This window comes from Nocardia sp. NPDC057668 (assembly GCF_042799795.1).
Classification (GTDB): domain Bacteria; phylum Actinomycetota; class Actinomycetes; order Mycobacteriales; family Mycobacteriaceae; genus Nocardia.
On record NZ_JBHVIC010000001.1, the window covers coordinates 2,800,696 to 2,817,527 of the forward strand.

A 16,832-nucleotide genomic window follows, 5' to 3' on the forward strand; every position below is an offset into this window, starting at 1 on the left:
AGCGTACCGCCGGGCACGCCGGGCACGCCGCTATCGGGCGGCGACGCCCCGCGATCGCCCGTCGAGACGGACGAATCCGGCAGATGAGCCGCACCCGGCGGGCTCCGCCGGCGGGCACGAGCGCGGTGCCATCCGAGACCAGCTCGGCCGGACCGTCCCGCGACGGGTGCCCGCCGCGGCGAGGCGGCGGCGCAGCGCGCACACTCGGATTCAGCGCGTCGGCGATCTCGGGCTGCGAGGCCGCGGCGCTGCGCCATCGGGTCGACGTCAGGCCCAGAGCTGGCCGTCCAGTCGTTCCTCGGCTTCGTCCAGGGTGCCGTCGTACGCGCCGGTCGAGAGGTATTTCCAGCCGCCGTCGGCCACCACGAAGGCGATGTCCGCCCGGGCGCCCGCCTTGACGGCCTTGTTCGCCACGCCCAGCGCGGCGTGCAGGATCGCGCCGGTCGAGATGCCCGCGAATATGCCCTCTTCCAGGACCAGTTCGCGGGTGCGGCGTACGGCGTCGTACGGCCCGACCGAGAAACGCGAGGTCAGCACGGATTCGTCGTAGAGCTCGGGAATGAAGCCCTCGTCGATGTTGCGGAGTCCGTAGACGAGTTCGCCGTAGCGCGGTTCGGCGGCGACGATGTCGATCCCGGGCACTTTCTCGCGCAGGAACCGGCCGGTGCCCATGAGCGTGCCGGTGGTGCCGAGCCCGGCCACGAAATGCGTGATCTCGGGCAGGTCGGCCAGGATCTCCGGTCCGGTTGTCTCGTAGTGCGCCAGCGCGTTGGCGGGATTGCCGTACTGGTAGAGCATCACCCAGTCCGGATGCTCGGCGGCGATCTGCTTGGCCAGCGCCACAGCCTGATTGGAGCCGCCCGCCGCGGGCGAGTCGATGATCTCCGCGCCGAACATGGTCAGCAGCTGCCTGCGCTCGATCGAGGTGTTCTCCGGCATGACGCACACCAGCCGGTAGCCCTTGAGCTTGGCGGCCATGGCCAGCGAGATGCCGGTGTTGCCGCTGGTCGGCTCGAGAATGGTGCAGCCCGGGGTGAGCAGCCCGTCGCGTTCGGCCTGTTCGATCATCCGCAGCGCGGGCCGGTCCTTGATGGAGCCGGTGGGGTTGCGGTCCTCGAGTTTGGCCCACAGGCGCACGTGGTCGTCACCGTCCCAGCGCGGGGACAGATTCCGCAGGCCGACCAGGGGCGTGTTGCCGAGGGTGGCGATCAGCGACTCGTAGCGGGCCACCGGACTACCGACCGCCGGTCGGAGCGTCCGGCGCGCCGCCGGCGACCGCCGGCAGGATGGTGACGGTGCCGCCGTCGGTGATCTCGGCGTCCAGTCCGCCCGCGAAGCGCACGTCCTCGTCGTCGACGTAGATGTTCACGTAGCGGTTGAGCTTGCCGTCCTTGAGCAGGCGCTCCTTGAGGCCGGTGTGATTGGCCTCGAGGTCGTCGATGAGCGCGGCCAGGGTCGCGCCCTGCGCCTGTACGCGCTTCTCGCCCCCGGTGAGGGTGCGCATGATGGTCGGGATGGACACGGTGACCGGCATGGGTTGGGCTCCTTCGTCGCGGCGGAGTGTGGTGCGGTGGAAGTCTTCCGGGACCGCGGATCAGTCCGGGGGCAGGATCAGGTGCACCGGTTCCTCGGTGACCGTCCCGTCCACGATGCGGTAGCTGCGCAGCTCGTGCACCTCGGGATCGCGGGTGGAGATCAGCACGTAGTGCGCGTTGGGCTCGGACGCGTAGGAGATGTCGGTGCGACTCGGGTACGCCTCGGTCGCGGTGTGCGAGTGGTAGATGACCACCGGCTCCTCGTCGGCGTCGTCCATGGCGCGCCATACGCGCAGCTGTTCACCGGAGTCGAAGCGGTAGAAGGTGGGCGAGCGCTCGGCGTTGACCATGGGCACGAAGCGTTCGGGGCGGTCGGCGCCCTCGGGTCCGGCGATCACGCCGCACGCCTCGTCGGGGTGGTCGGCGCGCGCGTGCGCGACCATCGCGTCCACGAGGTCGGCTCTGATCACCAGCACCGTCGAATCCTTCCGCTGGGTCGTGCTTTCCGATGGGCTCGTCGCTCGATCACACGGATCGGAGCGTCGAAACGCTGTCGTCAACAGGTCAGCCTAGGCAACCTATTCCCGGCATGCCGGATGACACCCGCGCGCGGCGGGCCGGGGTCAGCCGCCGAACAGGTCGGTGTAGGACGGGATGCCCGCGACGGCGGTGGCCGAGAGAATCGCGTCGACGATCGCGCGCTCCACGCATACCGCTGCGGCCGTGCACAATTCGTCCAGCACGAGCAGGTCGGCCGGAAACGCGGGCGGCAGCGGGAAGGCCGCCGCGGACGGGGAGGCGGTGCCGGTCGCGAGGGCGAACAGGGTGTCCCCGTCCAGCGGCGAATGCGCGGGGCGGATGGCGCGGGCCAGGCCGTCGTGCGCGGTGGCGGCCAGGCGGCGGCAGCCGGCCGGGTCCAGCGCGGCGTCGGTGGCGACGACGCCGATGGTGGTGTTCAGGACCGTGCCCTTGACCGGCAGCGCGTTGGCGGCGGCCAGCGTGCCGGCGGCGGCCGGGCGCAGGCCGAAGCGTTCCGCGCCGTCGGTGCCCGCGCCCCAGGGCAGGCCGGTGCGCGGGTCGAAGACCGAGCCGACCGGATTGGCCACGATGAGCGCGCCCACCGTGATTCCGGCCGCGGGGCCGTCCGTGAAATACACGCTGGCCGAGCCGACCCCGCCCTTGATCGAGCCCGCCCGCGCGCCCGTGCCGGCCCCCACCGAGCCACGCGCGAAATCGACGGCCGCGGCCTCGGCGGCCAGGAAGCCGAAGTCGGCGGTGGGCCGAATGTGCCACGCGCCCACCGGAAGATCGAAGATGACCGCGCCGGGCACGATCGGCACCACGCGGGTGGGATCGGTGGGATCCATGGGGATGCCCTCGCCGTGTTCCTCGAGCCACCGCATGACGCCGTCGGCCGCGGCGAGGCCGTAGGCGCTGCCGCCCGACAGCAGTACCGCGTTCAGCCGCCGGACGGTGTTGCCCGGATCGAGCAGATCGGTTTCGCGGGTGCCGGGGCCGCCGCCGCGCACGTCCACCGAGGCGGTCGCGCCGCCGGGCACGCGCAGCACGGTGCAGCCGGTGGCCGCGCCGGAGCCCAGGGTCGCGTCCGGGTCGAGCGAATGCTGGTGCCCGACCAGCACACCCACCACGTCGGTGATCGAATTACGCGGTCCCGCAACGGTGTTCACGGATTGCACCTCCGGTGGCCGGGTACTAGGGTCAGGGTGCGAGCGCCTGCAGCAGCGAGTCCTGCATCCAGGTCAGCCAGTGGTAGATCTCCAGACTGGGTGCGCGCGGATCGTCCTCGTCGAGATGGTCGGGCGTGTCGGGGCCGATCTCCAGCGCGGTCCCCAGCGCCAGCCGGGTGTCGTTGAGCGCGGTCAGCCAGGCGTCGGCCTGTTCGGGGGTCAGCACGATCTTGCCGCCCTGCGGCGGGAGCGTCTCGAGCACGACCGAACCCGCGGCCACCTTGGTCTCGATGATGTCGGGTTCGTGCAGGCCGCGCAGCGCGCCGTTGAGTCCGGCACGCTCGGCGTCGGGGGATCCGGGTTCGCTGCGGTGGAAGTCGGGCAGCAGCCGGTACAGCCGGGGGTCATCCGGCGGGGTGGTGTTGCCCGTCTGCAGCCCGGTCAGGGCCGCCAGTTCGTCCTCGGGGGCCGAGCGCGCCCGTTCGGTGAGCAGTCCGGAGACGGCCCCGATGAGCGAGCGCAGGACCTCTGCCTCGTGCTCGTCCATCTCCGAACGCACCTTCAGCCCGCCCAGGGAGTTCTTCCTGCTCCACTTCCGCACGGTTCAACCGTAGCCGTCCGGATCACTGGTCCCGTTGCATGGTGGCCCAGAGTCCGGCCGCGTGCAGGCGTTGCACGTCGTGTTCCATCTTGTCGCGCGAGCCGGAGGACACCACGGCCTTGCCCTCGTTGTGCACCTCGAGCATCAGCTCGGTGGCCTTGCCTTTGCTGTAGCCGAACAGCTTCTGGAAGATGTACGTCACGTAGTGCATGAGGTTGACCGGGTCGTCCCATACGACGGTGACCCACGGCCGGTCCTCGGCCTCCAGAATTTCGGTGTGCTCGACCGTCTCCGGCGTCGCCTGGGGCGCCGAGGCCGTGATCGCGGCGAACCGGGTCGCCACCTGTGCCGCCGAAGAGACCCCGTTCACGCCTGCCGGACCGGCGGCGACCCGGACAGCGTCTTCCATGCACAGACCCATGGGGTCCAGGGTACGACTCGACAAAGCAGAAACAACACCCAGGCAACACGCCGGGCCGACGCGTCGGGAAACGGGAATCGGGCAAAGTCCTGCGCGCGGCGATTCAGGGCAGTATGGAGGCCATGATCGCTGACGGAGTCAACAGCACCGCGTTGCTGACCGACCAGTACGAGCTGACCATGCTCGCCGCCGCGCTGCGGGACGGATCCGCGCAGCGGCGGTGCACCTTCGAACTGTTCGCGCGCCGTTTGCCGCACGGGCGGCGCTACGGCGTGGTCGCGGGAACCGGCAGACTGCTGGCCGCCCTGACCGAATTCCGGTTCGGCGAACCGGAATTGGCGGTCGTGGCGAAGTTCCTGGACGAACCGACGGTGCGGTGGCTGCGGGACTACCGGTTCACCGGCGACATCGACGGGTACCGCGAGGGCGAGCTGTACTTCCCGGGATCGCCGGTCCTCACCGTGCGCGGCACCTTCGCCGAATGCGTGCTGCTGGAGACGCTGGCGCTCTCGATCTACAACCACGACAGCGCCATCGCCTCGGCCGCGGCGCGCATGGTGAGCGCGGCCGGGGGCCGGCGCATGATCGAAATGGGTTCGCGCCGAACGCATGAGCTCGCCGCGCCCGCCGCCGCCCGCGCCGCGTACCTCGCCGGATTGGACGCGACATCGAATCTGGAGGCGGTGCGCAGCTTCGGGGTTCCGGGGGCCGGCACCAGCGCGCACGCCTTCACGCTGCTGCACAGCGCCGCCGACGGACAGCACGAGGCCGCGGCCTTCCGCAGCCAGATCGACGCCCTCGGGGTGGGCACCACGCTGCTGGTGGACACCTTCGACATCACGCGGGGAGTGGCCACCGCCGTCGAGGTCGCGGGTCCCGAATTGGGCGGCGTGCGTATCGATTCCGGCGATCTCGGGGTGCTGGCGCGGCAGGTGCGCGAGCAGCTCGACGGGCTCGGGGCCACCCGCACGCGCATCGTGGTGTCCGGAGATCTCGACGAGTACGCCATCGCCGCGCTGCGCGCCGAACCGGTCGACGTCTACGGCGTGGGCACCGCGCTGGTCACCGGCTCGGGCGCGCCCACCGCGGGCATGGTCTACAAGCTCGTCGAGGTGGAGGGCATTCCGGTCGCGAAACGCAGCTCGCACAAGGAATCTCGCGGCGGCGGCAAGAAAGCGGTGCGCCTGGTGCGGCGCACCGGCACGCTGCTCGAGGAGATCGTCTTCCCCGAGACCGCGCAGCGGCCGGCGGCGAACGGCCACGAGGTCCGCGACCTGCAGACGCCGCTGGTGCGCGCCGGCGCCGTGCTGCCCGATCAGCCGACGCTGGCCGAGAGCCGGGACCTGGTGGCCCGCGGGCTGGTCAGCCTGCCGTGGGAGGGGCTCAAACTCTCCGCGGGCGACCCGGCTATCCCGACGACTTTCCTGAGCTGACCCGCCGCCGCAGCCAATCCAGGCCCGCGCCGAGCAGGACGATCAGGATGAGCCCGCGGCCGTACAGCGCCACGGTGTCATTGCCCGCGATGTCGATGAGGATCCCCATGGCGATGAGGAACAGCACCAGCATGACCATGCGATTCACGGTGTTCTCCCGGTTGTCGGAATTCGTCCCGTCCGGGTGCGCCACACCGCCGCCCGGGCGAATGGACGGGGTGCGCGCCCGGGCGGCACAATGCAGTACGCGGGCGGAACCGCCGCAGTTCATCCGCAGGCCCCGGGAGGTCGACCAATGAGCCGAGCCCTGATCGTCGTCGACGTGCAGAACGACTTCTGCGAGGGCGGATCGCTCGCCGTCACCGGCGGCGCGGCGGTCGCCGAGCGGATCAGCCGGTACCTGGGCGTCTCGGACTACACCGCGGTGGTCGCCACGCGTGACTTCCACATCGACCCGGGCGCGCACTTCTCCGAGCATCCCGACTTCGTGGACAGCTGGCCCCCGCACTGCCGCGTCGGCACCCCCGGCGCGGACTTCCATCCGGGCCTCGACACCGCGCCCATCGCCGAGGTCTTCTCCAAAGGCGCTTACACGGCGGCGTATTCGGGTTTCGAGGGCACCGCCGCGGACGGCTCCACCACCCTGGCCGACTGGCTGCGCGAGCACGACATCGACACCGTCGACATCTGCGGCATCGCCACCGACCACTGCGTGCGCGCCACCGCCCTGGACGCGCGCGCGGCGGGGTTCGACGCCCGCGTCCTGCTGGGCCTGACCGCGGCGGTCACCCCCGCCACCGTGAGCACCGCGCTCGACGCCATGCGCACCGCGGGCGTGGAACTGGCCGGAGCCCTCGAGCGCTGACCACCCGCGGGTGCGTTCACCGCCGGGTCACGCGCAGGTTTGCCGCCGGTCACGCGGCGTGTTCGCGGCCCGTCGCACGGCGCGGCGACAGTCCATCACGCTGCACATCCACGGGACGTCGCACAGTGCATCCACGGTCCGTCGCACGGTCGGTTCGCGATCACCGCGCGGTGCGCGGGCGGTCCGGACCGAGGTTCGCGGGACCTTGTCGGCACCGGCCGTTAGGCTGGCCGCCGTGCCTGAACTCCCTCCCGTTCCCAAGCTGCTGTCCACCGCGGTGCAGGCGCTCGGCGGCAAGGAACGCAAGGGCCAGCAGACCATGGCGGCCGCGGTCGCGCACTCCATCGACACCGGGGAGCATCTGGCCGTGCAGGCCGGAACCGGAACCGGAAAGTCGCTGGCGTATCTGGTGCCGAGCCTGCGGCACGCGGTGCGGACGGGGCGGACCGTGGTGGTGTCGACCGCGACCATCGCGCTGCAGCGCCAGCTCGTCGACCGGGATCTGCCGCGGCTGACCGCCGCGCTGGCCGAACCACTCGGGCGGGTGGCGCAGTTCGCGATTCTCAAGGGCCGCAACAACTATCTGTGCTTGAACAAGATCAATAGCGCGATCCCGGACGAACCCGCCGAAGCGGAGTTGTTCGACGCCTTCGCCATTTCCCGGCTCGGGCGCGAAGTGCAGCGCCTCAACGAATGGGTGTCCGACACCGAGACCGGCGACCGCGACGAACTCGCGCCCGGCGTGAGCGACCGCGCCTGGCGGCAGGTGAGCGTGAGTTCGCGGGAATGCCTGGGCAAATCGCGCTGCGCGTTCGGGCAGGACTGCTTCGCGGAGAAGGCGCGCGCGGAATCCGGGGCCGCCGACGTGGTGGTCACCAATCACGCGCTGCTGGCCATCGACGCCATCAGCGGCATCCAGGTGCTGCCCGAACACGACGTGGTCGTGGTGGACGAGGCGCACGAACTGGTCGACCGGGTCACCGGGGTCGCCACCGCGGAACTCTCCACCGGCGGCATCAGCGCCGCGGCCAAACGCTGCACCAAGCTCATCGACGAGCAGGAGGTCGATCGGCTCGAGGGCGCGGCCGAGGCCTGGCACGCCCTGCTCGACGATCTCGCGCCCGGCCGCTGGGACCGGCTGCCCGAGGGCGCGGCCCCGGTGCTGGCACTGATCCGCGACGCAGCCTGGAACGCGCGCACCGCGCTCGCGCCGCAGGGTTCGGCGAATCCGCAGGCCGATCCGGAATCGGCGGCGGCCCGCAATCAGGCGCTCTCGGCCGTGGAGGAGGTGCACGACGCCGCGGTGCGCGTGCTCACCACCTACGAGGAGGCCGATCCGGCGGCCCATCGCGACGTCATCTGGCTGGCCGCCGACGACGTGCGCGGGGTGGCCCGGCGCACCCTGCACATGGCGCCGCTGTCGGTGGGCGGGCTGCTGCGCAGCCGCCTGTTCGGCACGGCCACTGTCGTTTTGACCTCGGCGACGCTGCAGGTCGGCGGGTCGTTCGACAATCTCGCGGTCACCTGGGGCCTGCCGCCGGAGAACGCGAGCAAGGTGGATCCGGCGCTGGCGAGCGGCGTCGAGGCGCCGTCCGACACCGAGAAACTGCGCTGGAATTCCTGCGACGTGGGTTCGCCCTTCGATCACGCCAAGTCCGGAATCCTGTACGTGGCAAAGCATTTGCCCGCGCCCGGCCGGGACGGCCTGCCGCCGTCCTACCTGGAGGAGATCGAGCGGCTCATCCTCGCCGCCAACGGCCGCACCCTGGGCCTGTTCTCCTCCATGCGCGCGGCCAAGGCCGCGACCGAGGCGCTGCGCGAGCGGCTGGACACCCCGATCCTGTGCCAGGGCGACGATGCCACCGGCGCGCTGGTGCGCAAGTTCGCCGAGGACCCGGAAACCTCACTGTTCGGCACGCTTTCGCTGTGGCAGGGCGTGGACGTTCCGGGCCCGTCGCTGAGTCTTGTGATCCTGGACCGGATTCCGTTCCCGCGCCCGGACGATCCGCTTCTGGTGGCGCGCCAGCGCGCGGTGGAATCCCGGGGCGGCAACGGATTTCTCTCGATCGCGGCCAATCACGCGGCGCTGCTGCTCGCGCAGGGCACCGGCCGGCTGTTGCGCAGCGTGGATGATCGCGGCGTCATCGCTATTCTGGATTCACGACTCGCGACTGCCCGTTATGGCGGATATCTGCGGGCCTCATTACCGCCCTATTGGGAAACGTCGGATCCCGCGGTTGTGCGAAAGGCATTGGAGCGCCTCACGAATAGCGCCGCGTCAAACTCGACTACCGTGTGAGAACAGTCACAAGGTTGGTTCGTGTTTCCGTTCGGAAGTAAATTGGCTGTCGATACGCCGGTGGACCCCCAATTCCCACATCGGATGTGTCCGTAGTCCCCGCGCCAAGCCCTGCACGCGGCGCGGGGATACGAAACTTCCGGGCGGAGATCACCTTCGGGTCGTTTCCTACAGCGCCCACTTCAGAATCAGCGTGCCGACCCCGGCCGCCAGTGCGAGCGCCACCGCGCCCAGACCCCAGACCAGCCCCTGTCGCTGCCACGGCCGGCCCGCGTCCAGGGAGTAGCGACCCGGGCCGGTGAAGGCCAGCGTGGTGATCGCGATGGCGAACAGCAACGCGAGTTCGTAGACCGCGAGCCCGTCGCCCCAGGTGGCGTGCAGCGCGTTGACCATGGTGCCCAGCGCGATCGCGGCGGCCAGCGGGGTCGCCAGGCCGAGCAGCAGGAGCAGGCCGCCCACGAGTTCGGTCAGCCCGGCCAGCGTGCCGAACAGCGCGCCGGGGTTGTAGCCCATCGCCTCGAACGATTCCTGCGTGGCGGTCAGGCCGTATCCGTTGAACCAGCCGAAGAGCTTCTGGGCGCCGTGCACGGCCAGCAGGCCGCCGAAGCCGGCCCGCAGGGCCAGCAGGCCGATATCGGAGGCGGTGGCGTTCACGCCGGTGGCTGCGGATTCCCGAGCGGCGGCGGCCTTTTCGATCGTGGTCATGGCTCTCTCATTCCTCATCGGTCCGATTCCGTGGAAGCAACGCCGCGCACCGGTCCGATCCTGAAACCGGACTGCGGTCCGCATCGCTGCCGACAGTTCGAACCAACTGGGCCGCGCCGCAGGCTATTCCGGCCCGCCGCACCCCGATGATGTGACCTGCGCTACTCGGCGAGGAACCAGAAATACGAGAGGAAGACGAGCATGAGCACCCACATGACCGGATGCACCTCGCGCGCACGGCGTTTGGCGACCATGACCACCGGATAGAACAGCAGGCCCATTGCGATGCCGTTGGCGATGGAGTAGGTCAGCGGCATCATGATCACGGTGATGAACGCCGGGACCGCGTATTCCAAACGGCTCCAGTCGATGTCGCCGAGCGCGCGGGACATGAGCACGCCCACCACGATCAGCGCCGGGGCCGTCACCGCGGGCACGCCCGCGACCACCGCGAACAGCGGGAAGAAGAACATCGCCGCCAGGAACCAGCCCGCGGTGGAGACAGCCGTCAGCCCGGTGCGCCCGCCCGCGGTCACACCGGCGGTGGACTCGACGTAGGCGGTGGTGGTGGAGGTGCCGATAATCGCGCCCGCGGCGGTGCCGACCGAGTCGGCGGCCAGCGCCTGCCCGGCGCGCTCCAGCTTGCCGTCCTTGGTGAGCAGCCCGGCCTGATTGGCCACGCCGATCAGGGTGCCGGAGGCGTCGAAGAAGTCGACGAACAGCATGGTCAGCACCACGATGATCATCTGCCCGGTGAAGGCGTCCGGCAGATGAATGATGGCCTGGCCGAAGGTCTGATCGAGCCCGTGCGGCAGCGCGGCGACCGAGCCCGGCAGTTCCACCAGCCCGCTCACGATGCCGACCACGGTGGTGGACAGGATGCCGTAGAGCACCGCGCCGTGCCAGCCCAGCACCAGGAAGATCACCGTCACCAGCAGGCCGAACAGCGCGAGCAGCGTCGTGCCCTTGTGGAAGTCGCCGAGGTGCACGAAGGTCGCCTCGCTGGCGACCACGATGCCCGCGTTCTTCAGGCCGAGGAAGGCCACGAACATGCCGATGCCCGCGCCGACCGCGAGCTTCATCTGCAGCGGAATCGCGTCGATGATCTTCTCGCGCACCTTGGTGATGGCCAGGATGAAGAAGATGATGCCCGAGAGCAAGGTGCCCGAGAGGGCCTCCTGCCAGGGGATGCCCATGTTGAGCACGACGGTGTACGCGAAGAAGGCGTTCAGGCCCATGCCGGGTGCGAGCGCCACCGGATACTTGGCCCAGATCCCCATGACCAGCGTGCCGACGACGGCGGCGACCGCGGTGGCGGTGAACACCGCCTGCATGGGCATGCCCTTGTCGCCCAGCGGACCCTCGTCGCCCAGGATGGCCGGGTTCACCGCGAGCACATAGGACATGGCCAGGAAGGTGATCGTTCCGGCCATCAGCTCACGCCGAATGGTGGAACCGTGCGCGCTGACGCCGAAGTACTCGTCGACGCGCCCCTTGGTGCGCGTGAGGACGCCGGTGCTCATGAGTGTGGTGTCTCCAGTCGGCGGGTAACGGGGAACGGGAGCGGCGCCGGCGGGTACAGCAGGTGCCCTGGGCACCGTACTTGTCTGGTTCGCCGGAACTTCACTCGGCCCGGCGAATCGTGAGCAATCGCACCTGCCTCACCCTTGAAATCACAGCATCACCTGCGCAATCAGTGGGCAATTAAACCCATTACCCACCGGTATTTCCAAACGCTTGCGGGTAACTGTCTGAGACGTTACACATACGTTATCCGCCGACCCGAGACTCGAACCGGCCGACGAGAATTGCACGCCTGTGGTTACAGATGTCATCGACGCGGTCGCCGGCTACGCGGTCCCGCGCAGCGCCCTGTGGAGCGTGCTCGCCGAGCCGCAGAGCTACCCGCGGTTGTTCCGCGGCATCGGCGCGTGCGAACAGGTCGACGCCGCCGCCGAACACCCCACCCTGAATCTGCGGATCGGCAGCTCCGACACCGAGATTCACACCCTGCAGGTGCAGCTCCGGCTCGGCCGCCGGGACGAGGGCCTCGAGATCCACCACGCGGCCTCGGGCAGTTTCGCCACGGTCCGGCTCCGCGAGGACCGTGGCCTTACCAAGGTCATCGTCACCTATTTCAAAGCCGCACAGGCGTATCCGGCGCTGCGGCAGGTGCCGAACTCGGCGGTGATCGGCTGGACACTGACCGGCCTGACCCGCGCCGCGGAGCTCATCACCGGCGCGCCGACCGCGTACCTCGACAACGGCGAGGACTCCCCGCTGCGCCGCCGGGCCGGGGTCGCCAAACGCATGGTGACCTCCGGCGTGGTGCGCACCTACAACCCCGGCGTCGGCCTCAAACAGCTGACCAGCCTGGCCAAATGGGGATTCAGTTTGGCGGGCGGCTACGCCGCGGCCGCGGCGCACTCCCCCGCCCGGACCGCGGTGATCGACGACCGGTACGCGAGCACCTTCGACCGGCTGCACGGGCGCACCAACGCACTTGCCGGTTCACTGGACGCGCTCGGGCTGGGCGGCACCGGCGTCGGACTGCTGTGCCGCAACCACACCGGCATGGTCGAAGTCATGGTGGCCGCGGGCAAGGCGGGCACCGACTGCGTCCTGCTCAACACCGGACTGCCCGCCCGCCAGATCGAGGAGATCGTGCACCGGCACCGGCTCTCGGCGCTGTTCGTGGACAGCGAATTCGAGCACCTGGTGCGGTACGCGCCCGCGGACCTGCCGCGTTTCACCACCGACGACCGGCCGCCCGATGCGGGGCGCACCACCATCGAGGACCTCATCGCCGCCCGGCAGAGCCTCAGCGGGAAGCCACCGCGCGCCGGACGGCTCATCGTGCTCACCTCCGGCACCAGCGGCACCCCCAAGGGCGCGCGCCGCCCGCACCCCAGGGGATTCGGCACAGTGGCCGCGCTGCTGTCCCGAATTCCGTTCGGCGTCAACGAGACCCTGTTCATCCCCTCGCCGCTGTTCCACACCTGGGGGCTGGCGGCGCTGCAGATCGCCACCGCGATTCGCGCCACCATCGTGCTCAACGACCGCTTCGACCCCGAGGACTGCCTGCGGCGCGTCCAGGAGCAGCGGATCACCGCCCTGATCGTGGTGCCGGTCATGGTCAATCGCATCCTCGACCTGCCCGCCCACGTGCGCGAGCGCTACGACCTGTCCAGCCTGAAGGTGGTGGCCAGCTGCGGCGCGCCGCTGTCCGGGGCCTCGGTGCTGCAATTCCTGGAGATCTTCGGCGACATCCTCTACAACGTGTACGGCTCCACCGAGGTGAGCTGGGCGAGCATCGCCGACCCGGCGGATCTGCGCATGTCCCCGACCACCGCCGGACGGCCGCCGCTGGGCACCAGAATCGCTGTGCTGGACCCGGATCGGCAACGGCTGCCGGTGGGCGCGGTGGGCCGCGACGACGAGATGATCATCTCCGGCGGTGAGAACGTCTTCCCGCGCGCGGTCGAGGAGGCGCTCTCGCATCTGCCGCAGGTGAGCGAAGTCGCGGTGGTCGGCGTCCCCGATCGCGAATTCGGCCAGCGGCTGGCGGCTTTCGTGGTCAAACGGCCCGGCGCCGGGCTGGACTCGGACATGATCCGCAACTACATCCGGCACCGGGTGAGCCGTTTCTCGGTGCCGCGCGATGTGACCTTCCTGGAAGCGCTGCCGCGCAACGCCACCGGGAAGATCCTCAAACGCACCCTGGCCCAGCCGAGTTAGGACGGGTCACCGGGTGCGAGGGGCGCTCGGGGTTCGCGCACATGGCGATACGCGACCCCGGGTGCACCCTCGCCCGGTAGCCGGCCCCGGGCTTCCGGGTCCGGTGCGGATCAGGGGCTGGGGGTGACGACCAGGCCGAACTCGGCCGCACCCGCCAGCAGCGGATGGCTGGGCAGGATCCGGATGGTGTAGCCGACCGCGCCCGAGATGGGCACCTCGGTCCGCACCTCGAAAAGCTCCGCGCCCGAATCGGTTCCGGCGTGCGTCATGGTCACCTCGTGCGTATCGGAGAGATCGTCCGAGGTGTCGACCCGGCCCAGTACGGCCCGCACGCTGACATCGGCGGGGCTCAGCCCCGCCAGATCCAGCCGGGCGCGCAGGTCCAGGGTCGCGCCGATGACCGGGATGTCCGGCAGCCCCGACGCGTCGACCTGGACGACCTTGACCGCGGGCCAGGCGGATTCGATCCGGCGGCGATACGCCGCCAGCTCGCGAGCGCCCGCGAAGTCGTCCCGCGATACGGCCGCGAACGCCGCGGCGGCCGGGGCGTACAACTCGACCGCGTAATCGCGAACCATGCGCGAGGCCAGCACCTTCGGGCCCAGCGTCTGCAGCGTGTGGCGCACCATCTCCATCCAGCGGACCGGCAGATCGTCGTGATCGCGGTCGTAGAAGCGCGGCAGGACAGCGCGTTCGAGCAGTTCGTACAGCGCCGACGCCTCCAGATCGTCGCGGCGCTCGTCATCGCGCACGCCGTCGGCGGTCGGTATCGCCCAGCCGTTCTCGCCGTCGTACATCTCGTCCCACCAGCCGTCCCGGATGGAGAGGTTGAGACCGCCGTTGAGCGCGGACTTCATGCCCGAGGTCCCGCACGCCTCCAGCGGGCGCAGCGGATTGTTCAGCCACACATCGCAACCCCAGTACAGGTACCGGGCCATGGACATGTCGTAGTTGGGCAGAAAGACGATGCGGTGGCGAACGGCCGGATCGTCCGCGAACCGCACCACCTGCTGGATCAGCGCCTTGCCGCCCTCGTCGGCGGGATGGGATTTGCCCGCGACCACCAGCTGCACCGGGCGCTCGGGATCGAGCAGCAGCGCGCGCAGGCGTTCGGGATCGCGCAGCATCAGGGTCAGGCGCTTGTAGGTGGGCACGCGCCGGGCGAAGCCGACGGTCAGCACCTTCGGATCGAAAACCTGGTCCACCCAGCCCAATTCGGCCGGGGCGGCGCCGCGTTCGAGCCAGGACGCGCGGACCCGACGGCGCACCTCCTCGACCAGCAGGCCGCGCAGATCGTTACGGGTGGACCACAATTCGCGCAGGTCCACATCGCACAGCCGCTCCCAGCCGCGCGCCTCCTCGACCAGCTCGTCGCCGATGAGCGCGCGAGCCTTGTCGATCCATTCGCGCGCGGCCCAGGTGGGGGCGTGCACGCCGTTGGTGATCGACCCGATGGGCACCTCGGACGGATCGAAACCCGGCCACAGCGGCGCGAACATGTCCCGGCTGACCTCACCGTGCAGCCGGGAGACGCCGTTGGCGCGCTGGGCCAGGCGCAGGCCCAGGTGCGCCATGTTGAACACCGACGGATCGGCTTCGCGGCCCATGGCCAGAATGCGATCCACCGAAACGCCCGGCAGCACCGGGGATTCGCGCTCACCGTGCGCGCCGCCGAAGTAGCGGCGCACCAGCGCGCCCGCGAACCGGTCGATGCCGGCCGGGACCGGGGTGTGCGTGGTGAAGACGGTGCCCGCTCGGACCGCGGTCAGCGCGGAGTCGAAATCCATTCCGGTGGTCATGAATTCGCGAATGCGCTCGATGCCCAGGAAACCGGCGTGGCCCTCGTTCATATGGAACACATCGGGATCGGGCAGGTCGTTGGCGCGGGTGTACGCGCGCACCGCGCGCACACCGCCGATGCCGGCCAGGATCTCCTGTTTGACGCGGTGGTCCTGATCGCCGCCGTACAGCCGGTCGGTGACCGCGCGCAATTCCGGATCGTTCTCCGCGATGTCGGAGTCCAGCAGCAGCAACGGAATCCGGCCCACCTGGGCGATCCACACCCGCGCGCGCAGCACCCGGCCCTCGGACATGGCGACGTGGATCAGCACCGGCGCGCCGCCCTCGGTGAGCAGCCGCAGCGGCAGCCCCTGCGGATCCAGCGCCGGATAGTGCTCGGCCTGCCAGCCGTCGGCGGTCAGCGACTGCCGGAAATAGCCGGAGCGATACAGCAATCCGACGCCGATGAGCGGCAGGCCCAGATCGGAGGCGGCCTTGAGGTGGTCGCCCGCCAGGATCCCGAGTCCGCCCGAATAGTTCGGCAGCACCTCGGTGACGCCGAACTCCATCGAGAAGTAGGCGATCCCGCGCGGCCCGCTCTCCTGCCGCTGGAACCAGCGCGGGCGCGCCAGATAGTCGCGCAGGTCCGCGGCGGCGGCGTCGACCCGCCGGGTGTACGCCTCGTCGACCGCGAGCTCGTCGAGCCGGGCGGCGGGCACCTCCCCCAGCATCCGCACCGGGTCGCGCCCGACCTCGACCCACAGGGCCTGGTCCAGCTGCGCGAAAACATCCTGGGTCTGCATGTCCCAGGACCAGCGCAGATTCGTGGCCAGCTCGGTCAGCGCCGCCAGCCGATCGGGCAGATGGGCGCGGACCGTAAATCGACGCAATGCCTTCACGGTGCCCATTCTGCCCTCCGCTTCGCTCCGGGCGAGTTCACGGCCCCCTAAGTCTCGTTCTTCCCTCCCTCCGCTCCTCCGCTGCGCTCCCCCGCTCCACTCGGTCCAGAACGAGACGGGCCGTGAACGGGCTCGGCAACGAGCCCGGGCGGGAGCATCCTCCGGGCAACCGATAACGTGTTCTCATGAGCGAACAGCAGGTCGAGGCGGTTGACGCCGTGCCCACCGCGGAGCATCACGAAGGTGGCTTCCGCCCGATCGCGGACCTCGGGCGCGACTTCACCGTCGGCGGGCCGCACTACGGCGAGTTCGTCGATCAGGTCCGCACCCTGATGGACAAGGTGCGCCTGGCCAACCCGACCGACGAGATCGCGCTCGACGCCATCGCCACTCTGAAAGAGCTCAACGACAAGCTCGACACCGTGGTGACCGACGAATGGTCCGCCCCGACCTGGCATCGCACCGACCTGCCCTCGCGCGGCAACATCACGCTGCCGCCGTTTCTGGTGGATTCCGCGTCCAAGGACGGGGTGCACGCGCGCATCACCTTCCGCACCTTCCACCTGGGCGGCAACAACGCCGCGCACGGCGGGCACATCGGGCTCGGGTTCGACGACCTGCTCGGCATGACCGCGGCCGTGCACACCCGCGCGGTCACCCGCACCGCGTACCTGCACGTGGACTACCGCGCCATCACCCCGCTGAACACCGAACTGGCGGTGCACGGCTGGGTCGAGCGCGTGGAGGGCCGCAAGGTCTTCGTCCGCGCGACCATGCACGACGGCGACCGCCTCTGCGCCGAGGCCCACGGCCTGTTCCTGCTCCTGAAGCCCGGCCAGCAGTAGTTCTTCCGCCGCGCCCGATCGGCT

15 protein-coding genes are annotated in these 16,832 nt (G+C 70.1%); 5 read left to right on the forward strand and 10 right to left on the reverse strand.

What is annotated here, in order from left to right:
• Window positions 1-267 precede the first annotated feature (267 nt).
• The 6 genes from ACFVBH_RS12780 to clpS all read right to left on the reverse strand — a co-directional run bounded on the left by ACFVBH_RS12780 (window position 268) and on the right by clpS (window position 4,233).
• Window positions 268-1,230: a cysteine synthase gene (locus ACFVBH_RS12780; protein ID WP_354984656.1), complete on the reverse strand. Its 963-nt coding sequence runs from the start codon at window positions 1,228-1,230 to the stop codon at window positions 268-270.
• Window positions 1,231-1,234: 4 nt separating this feature from the next.
• Entirely contained in the window at window positions 1,235-1,534 is a 300-nt protein-coding gene (locus tag ACFVBH_RS12785; protein WP_354984657.1) for a MoaD/ThiS family protein, read from the reverse strand.
• Window positions 1,535-1,594: 60 nt separating this feature from the next.
• Window positions 1,595-2,011: a Mov34/MPN/PAD-1 family protein gene (locus tag ACFVBH_RS12790; RefSeq protein WP_379001496.1), complete on the reverse strand. Its 417-nt coding sequence runs from the start codon at window positions 2,009-2,011 to the stop codon at window positions 1,595-1,597.
• A gap of 147 nt (window positions 2,012-2,158) precedes the next feature.
• Window positions 2,159-3,223 carry a P1 family peptidase gene (locus ACFVBH_RS12795; RefSeq protein ID WP_379001498.1) on the reverse strand — a complete coding sequence of 355 codons (1,065 nt, stop codon included), beginning with the start codon at window positions 3,221-3,223 and terminating at the stop codon, window positions 2,159-2,161.
• 31 nt (window positions 3,224-3,254) lie between these two features.
• Window positions 3,255-3,824 (reverse strand): DUF2017 domain-containing protein, encoded by a 570-nt coding sequence (locus tag ACFVBH_RS12800; protein WP_354984660.1) that lies wholly within the window; start codon window positions 3,822-3,824, stop codon window positions 3,255-3,257.
• A 22-nt stretch (window positions 3,825-3,846) separates the two neighbouring features.
• Window positions 3,847-4,233 (reverse strand): ATP-dependent Clp protease adapter ClpS, encoded by a 387-nt coding sequence (clpS, locus tag ACFVBH_RS12805; RefSeq protein ID WP_379001500.1) that lies wholly within the window; start codon window positions 4,231-4,233, stop codon window positions 3,847-3,849.
• A gap of 134 nt (window positions 4,234-4,367) precedes the next feature.
• Here clpS and ACFVBH_RS12810 point away from each other — a divergent pair, with 134 nt between their 5' ends.
• A complete protein-coding gene (locus ACFVBH_RS12810) occupies window positions 4,368-5,678 on the forward strand; it encodes a nicotinate phosphoribosyltransferase (RefSeq protein WP_379001502.1) in 1,311 nt (436 codons plus the stop codon).
• Here the strand turns inward: ACFVBH_RS12810 and ACFVBH_RS12815 are convergent.
• Window positions 5,653-5,826 carry a hypothetical protein gene (locus ACFVBH_RS12815; RefSeq protein WP_379001504.1) on the reverse strand — a complete coding sequence of 58 codons (174 nt, stop codon included), beginning with the start codon at window positions 5,824-5,826 and terminating at the stop codon, window positions 5,653-5,655. The two genes, ACFVBH_RS12810 and ACFVBH_RS12815, sit on opposite strands and share 26 nt — an antisense overlap.
• Window positions 5,827-5,973: 147 nt before the next feature.
• Between ACFVBH_RS12815 and ACFVBH_RS12820 the strand changes: the two genes are divergently transcribed.
• Entirely contained in the window at window positions 5,974-6,543 is a 570-nt protein-coding gene (locus ACFVBH_RS12820; RefSeq protein WP_379001506.1) for a nicotinamidase, read from the forward strand.
• Between the two features lie 235 nt (window positions 6,544-6,778).
• A complete protein-coding gene (locus ACFVBH_RS12825) occupies window positions 6,779-8,842 on the forward strand; it encodes an ATP-dependent DNA helicase (protein WP_354984665.1) in 2,064 nt (687 codons plus the stop codon).
• A 168-nt stretch (window positions 8,843-9,010) separates the two neighbouring features.
• Here ACFVBH_RS12825 and ACFVBH_RS12830 read toward each other — a convergent pair whose 3' ends face one another.
• Entirely contained in the window at window positions 9,011-9,547 is a 537-nt protein-coding gene (locus ACFVBH_RS12830) for a DoxX family protein (protein WP_379001508.1), read from the reverse strand.
• A gap of 161 nt (window positions 9,548-9,708) precedes the next feature.
• On the reverse strand, window positions 9,709-11,070 hold the full coding sequence (locus tag ACFVBH_RS12835; RefSeq protein ID WP_354984667.1) for an NCS2 family permease: 1,362 nt from the start codon (window positions 11,068-11,070) through the stop codon (window positions 9,709-9,711).
• A gap of 295 nt (window positions 11,071-11,365) precedes the next feature.
• Between ACFVBH_RS12835 and ACFVBH_RS12840 the strand changes: the two genes are divergently transcribed.
• The gene (locus tag ACFVBH_RS12840; protein ID WP_379001511.1) at window positions 11,366-13,285 is read left to right on the forward strand and encodes an AMP-binding protein; all 1,920 of its coding nucleotides are present in this window, start codon (window positions 11,366-11,368) and stop codon (window positions 13,283-13,285) included.
• Between the two features lie 110 nt (window positions 13,286-13,395).
• On the opposite strand, the gene glgP is transcribed toward ACFVBH_RS12840, so the two are convergent.
• Entirely contained in the window at window positions 13,396-15,963 is a 2,568-nt protein-coding gene (gene glgP / locus ACFVBH_RS12845; protein WP_379001513.1) for an alpha-glucan family phosphorylase, read from the reverse strand.
• Window positions 15,964-16,148: 185 nt separating this feature from the next.
• Between glgP and ACFVBH_RS12850 the strand changes: the two genes are divergently transcribed.
• Window positions 16,149-16,808, forward strand: a complete 660-nt coding sequence (locus ACFVBH_RS12850; RefSeq protein WP_379001515.1) for a PaaI family thioesterase — start codon at window positions 16,149-16,151, stop codon at window positions 16,806-16,808.
• The last annotated feature ends 24 nt before the right edge of the window (window positions 16,809-16,832 follow it).

Coding starts and splice junctions, on each gene's coding strand:
- ACFVBH_RS12785 (WP_354984657.1), bottom strand. CDS start 1,534: ATGCCGGTCACCGTGTCCATCCCGACCATCATGCGCACCCTCACCGGG.
- ACFVBH_RS12830 (WP_379001508.1), bottom strand. CDS start 9,547: ATGACCACGATCGAAAAGGCCGCCGCCGCTCGGGAATCCGCAGCCACC.
- ACFVBH_RS12835 (WP_354984667.1), bottom strand. CDS start 11,070: ATGAGCACCGGCGTCCTCACGCGCACCAAGGGGCGCGTCGACGAGTAC.
- clpS (WP_379001500.1), bottom strand. CDS start 4,233: ATGGAAGACGCTGTCCGGGTCGCCGCCGGTCCGGCAGGCGTGAACGGG.
- ACFVBH_RS12850 (WP_379001515.1), top strand. CDS start 16,149: ATGAGCGAACAGCAGGTCGAGGCGGTTGACGCCGTGCCCACCGCGGAG.
- ACFVBH_RS12810 (WP_379001502.1), top strand. CDS start 4,368: ATGATCGCTGACGGAGTCAACAGCACCGCGTTGCTGACCGACCAGTAC.
- ACFVBH_RS12820 (WP_379001506.1), top strand. CDS start 5,974: ATGAGCCGAGCCCTGATCGTCGTCGACGTGCAGAACGACTTCTGCGAG.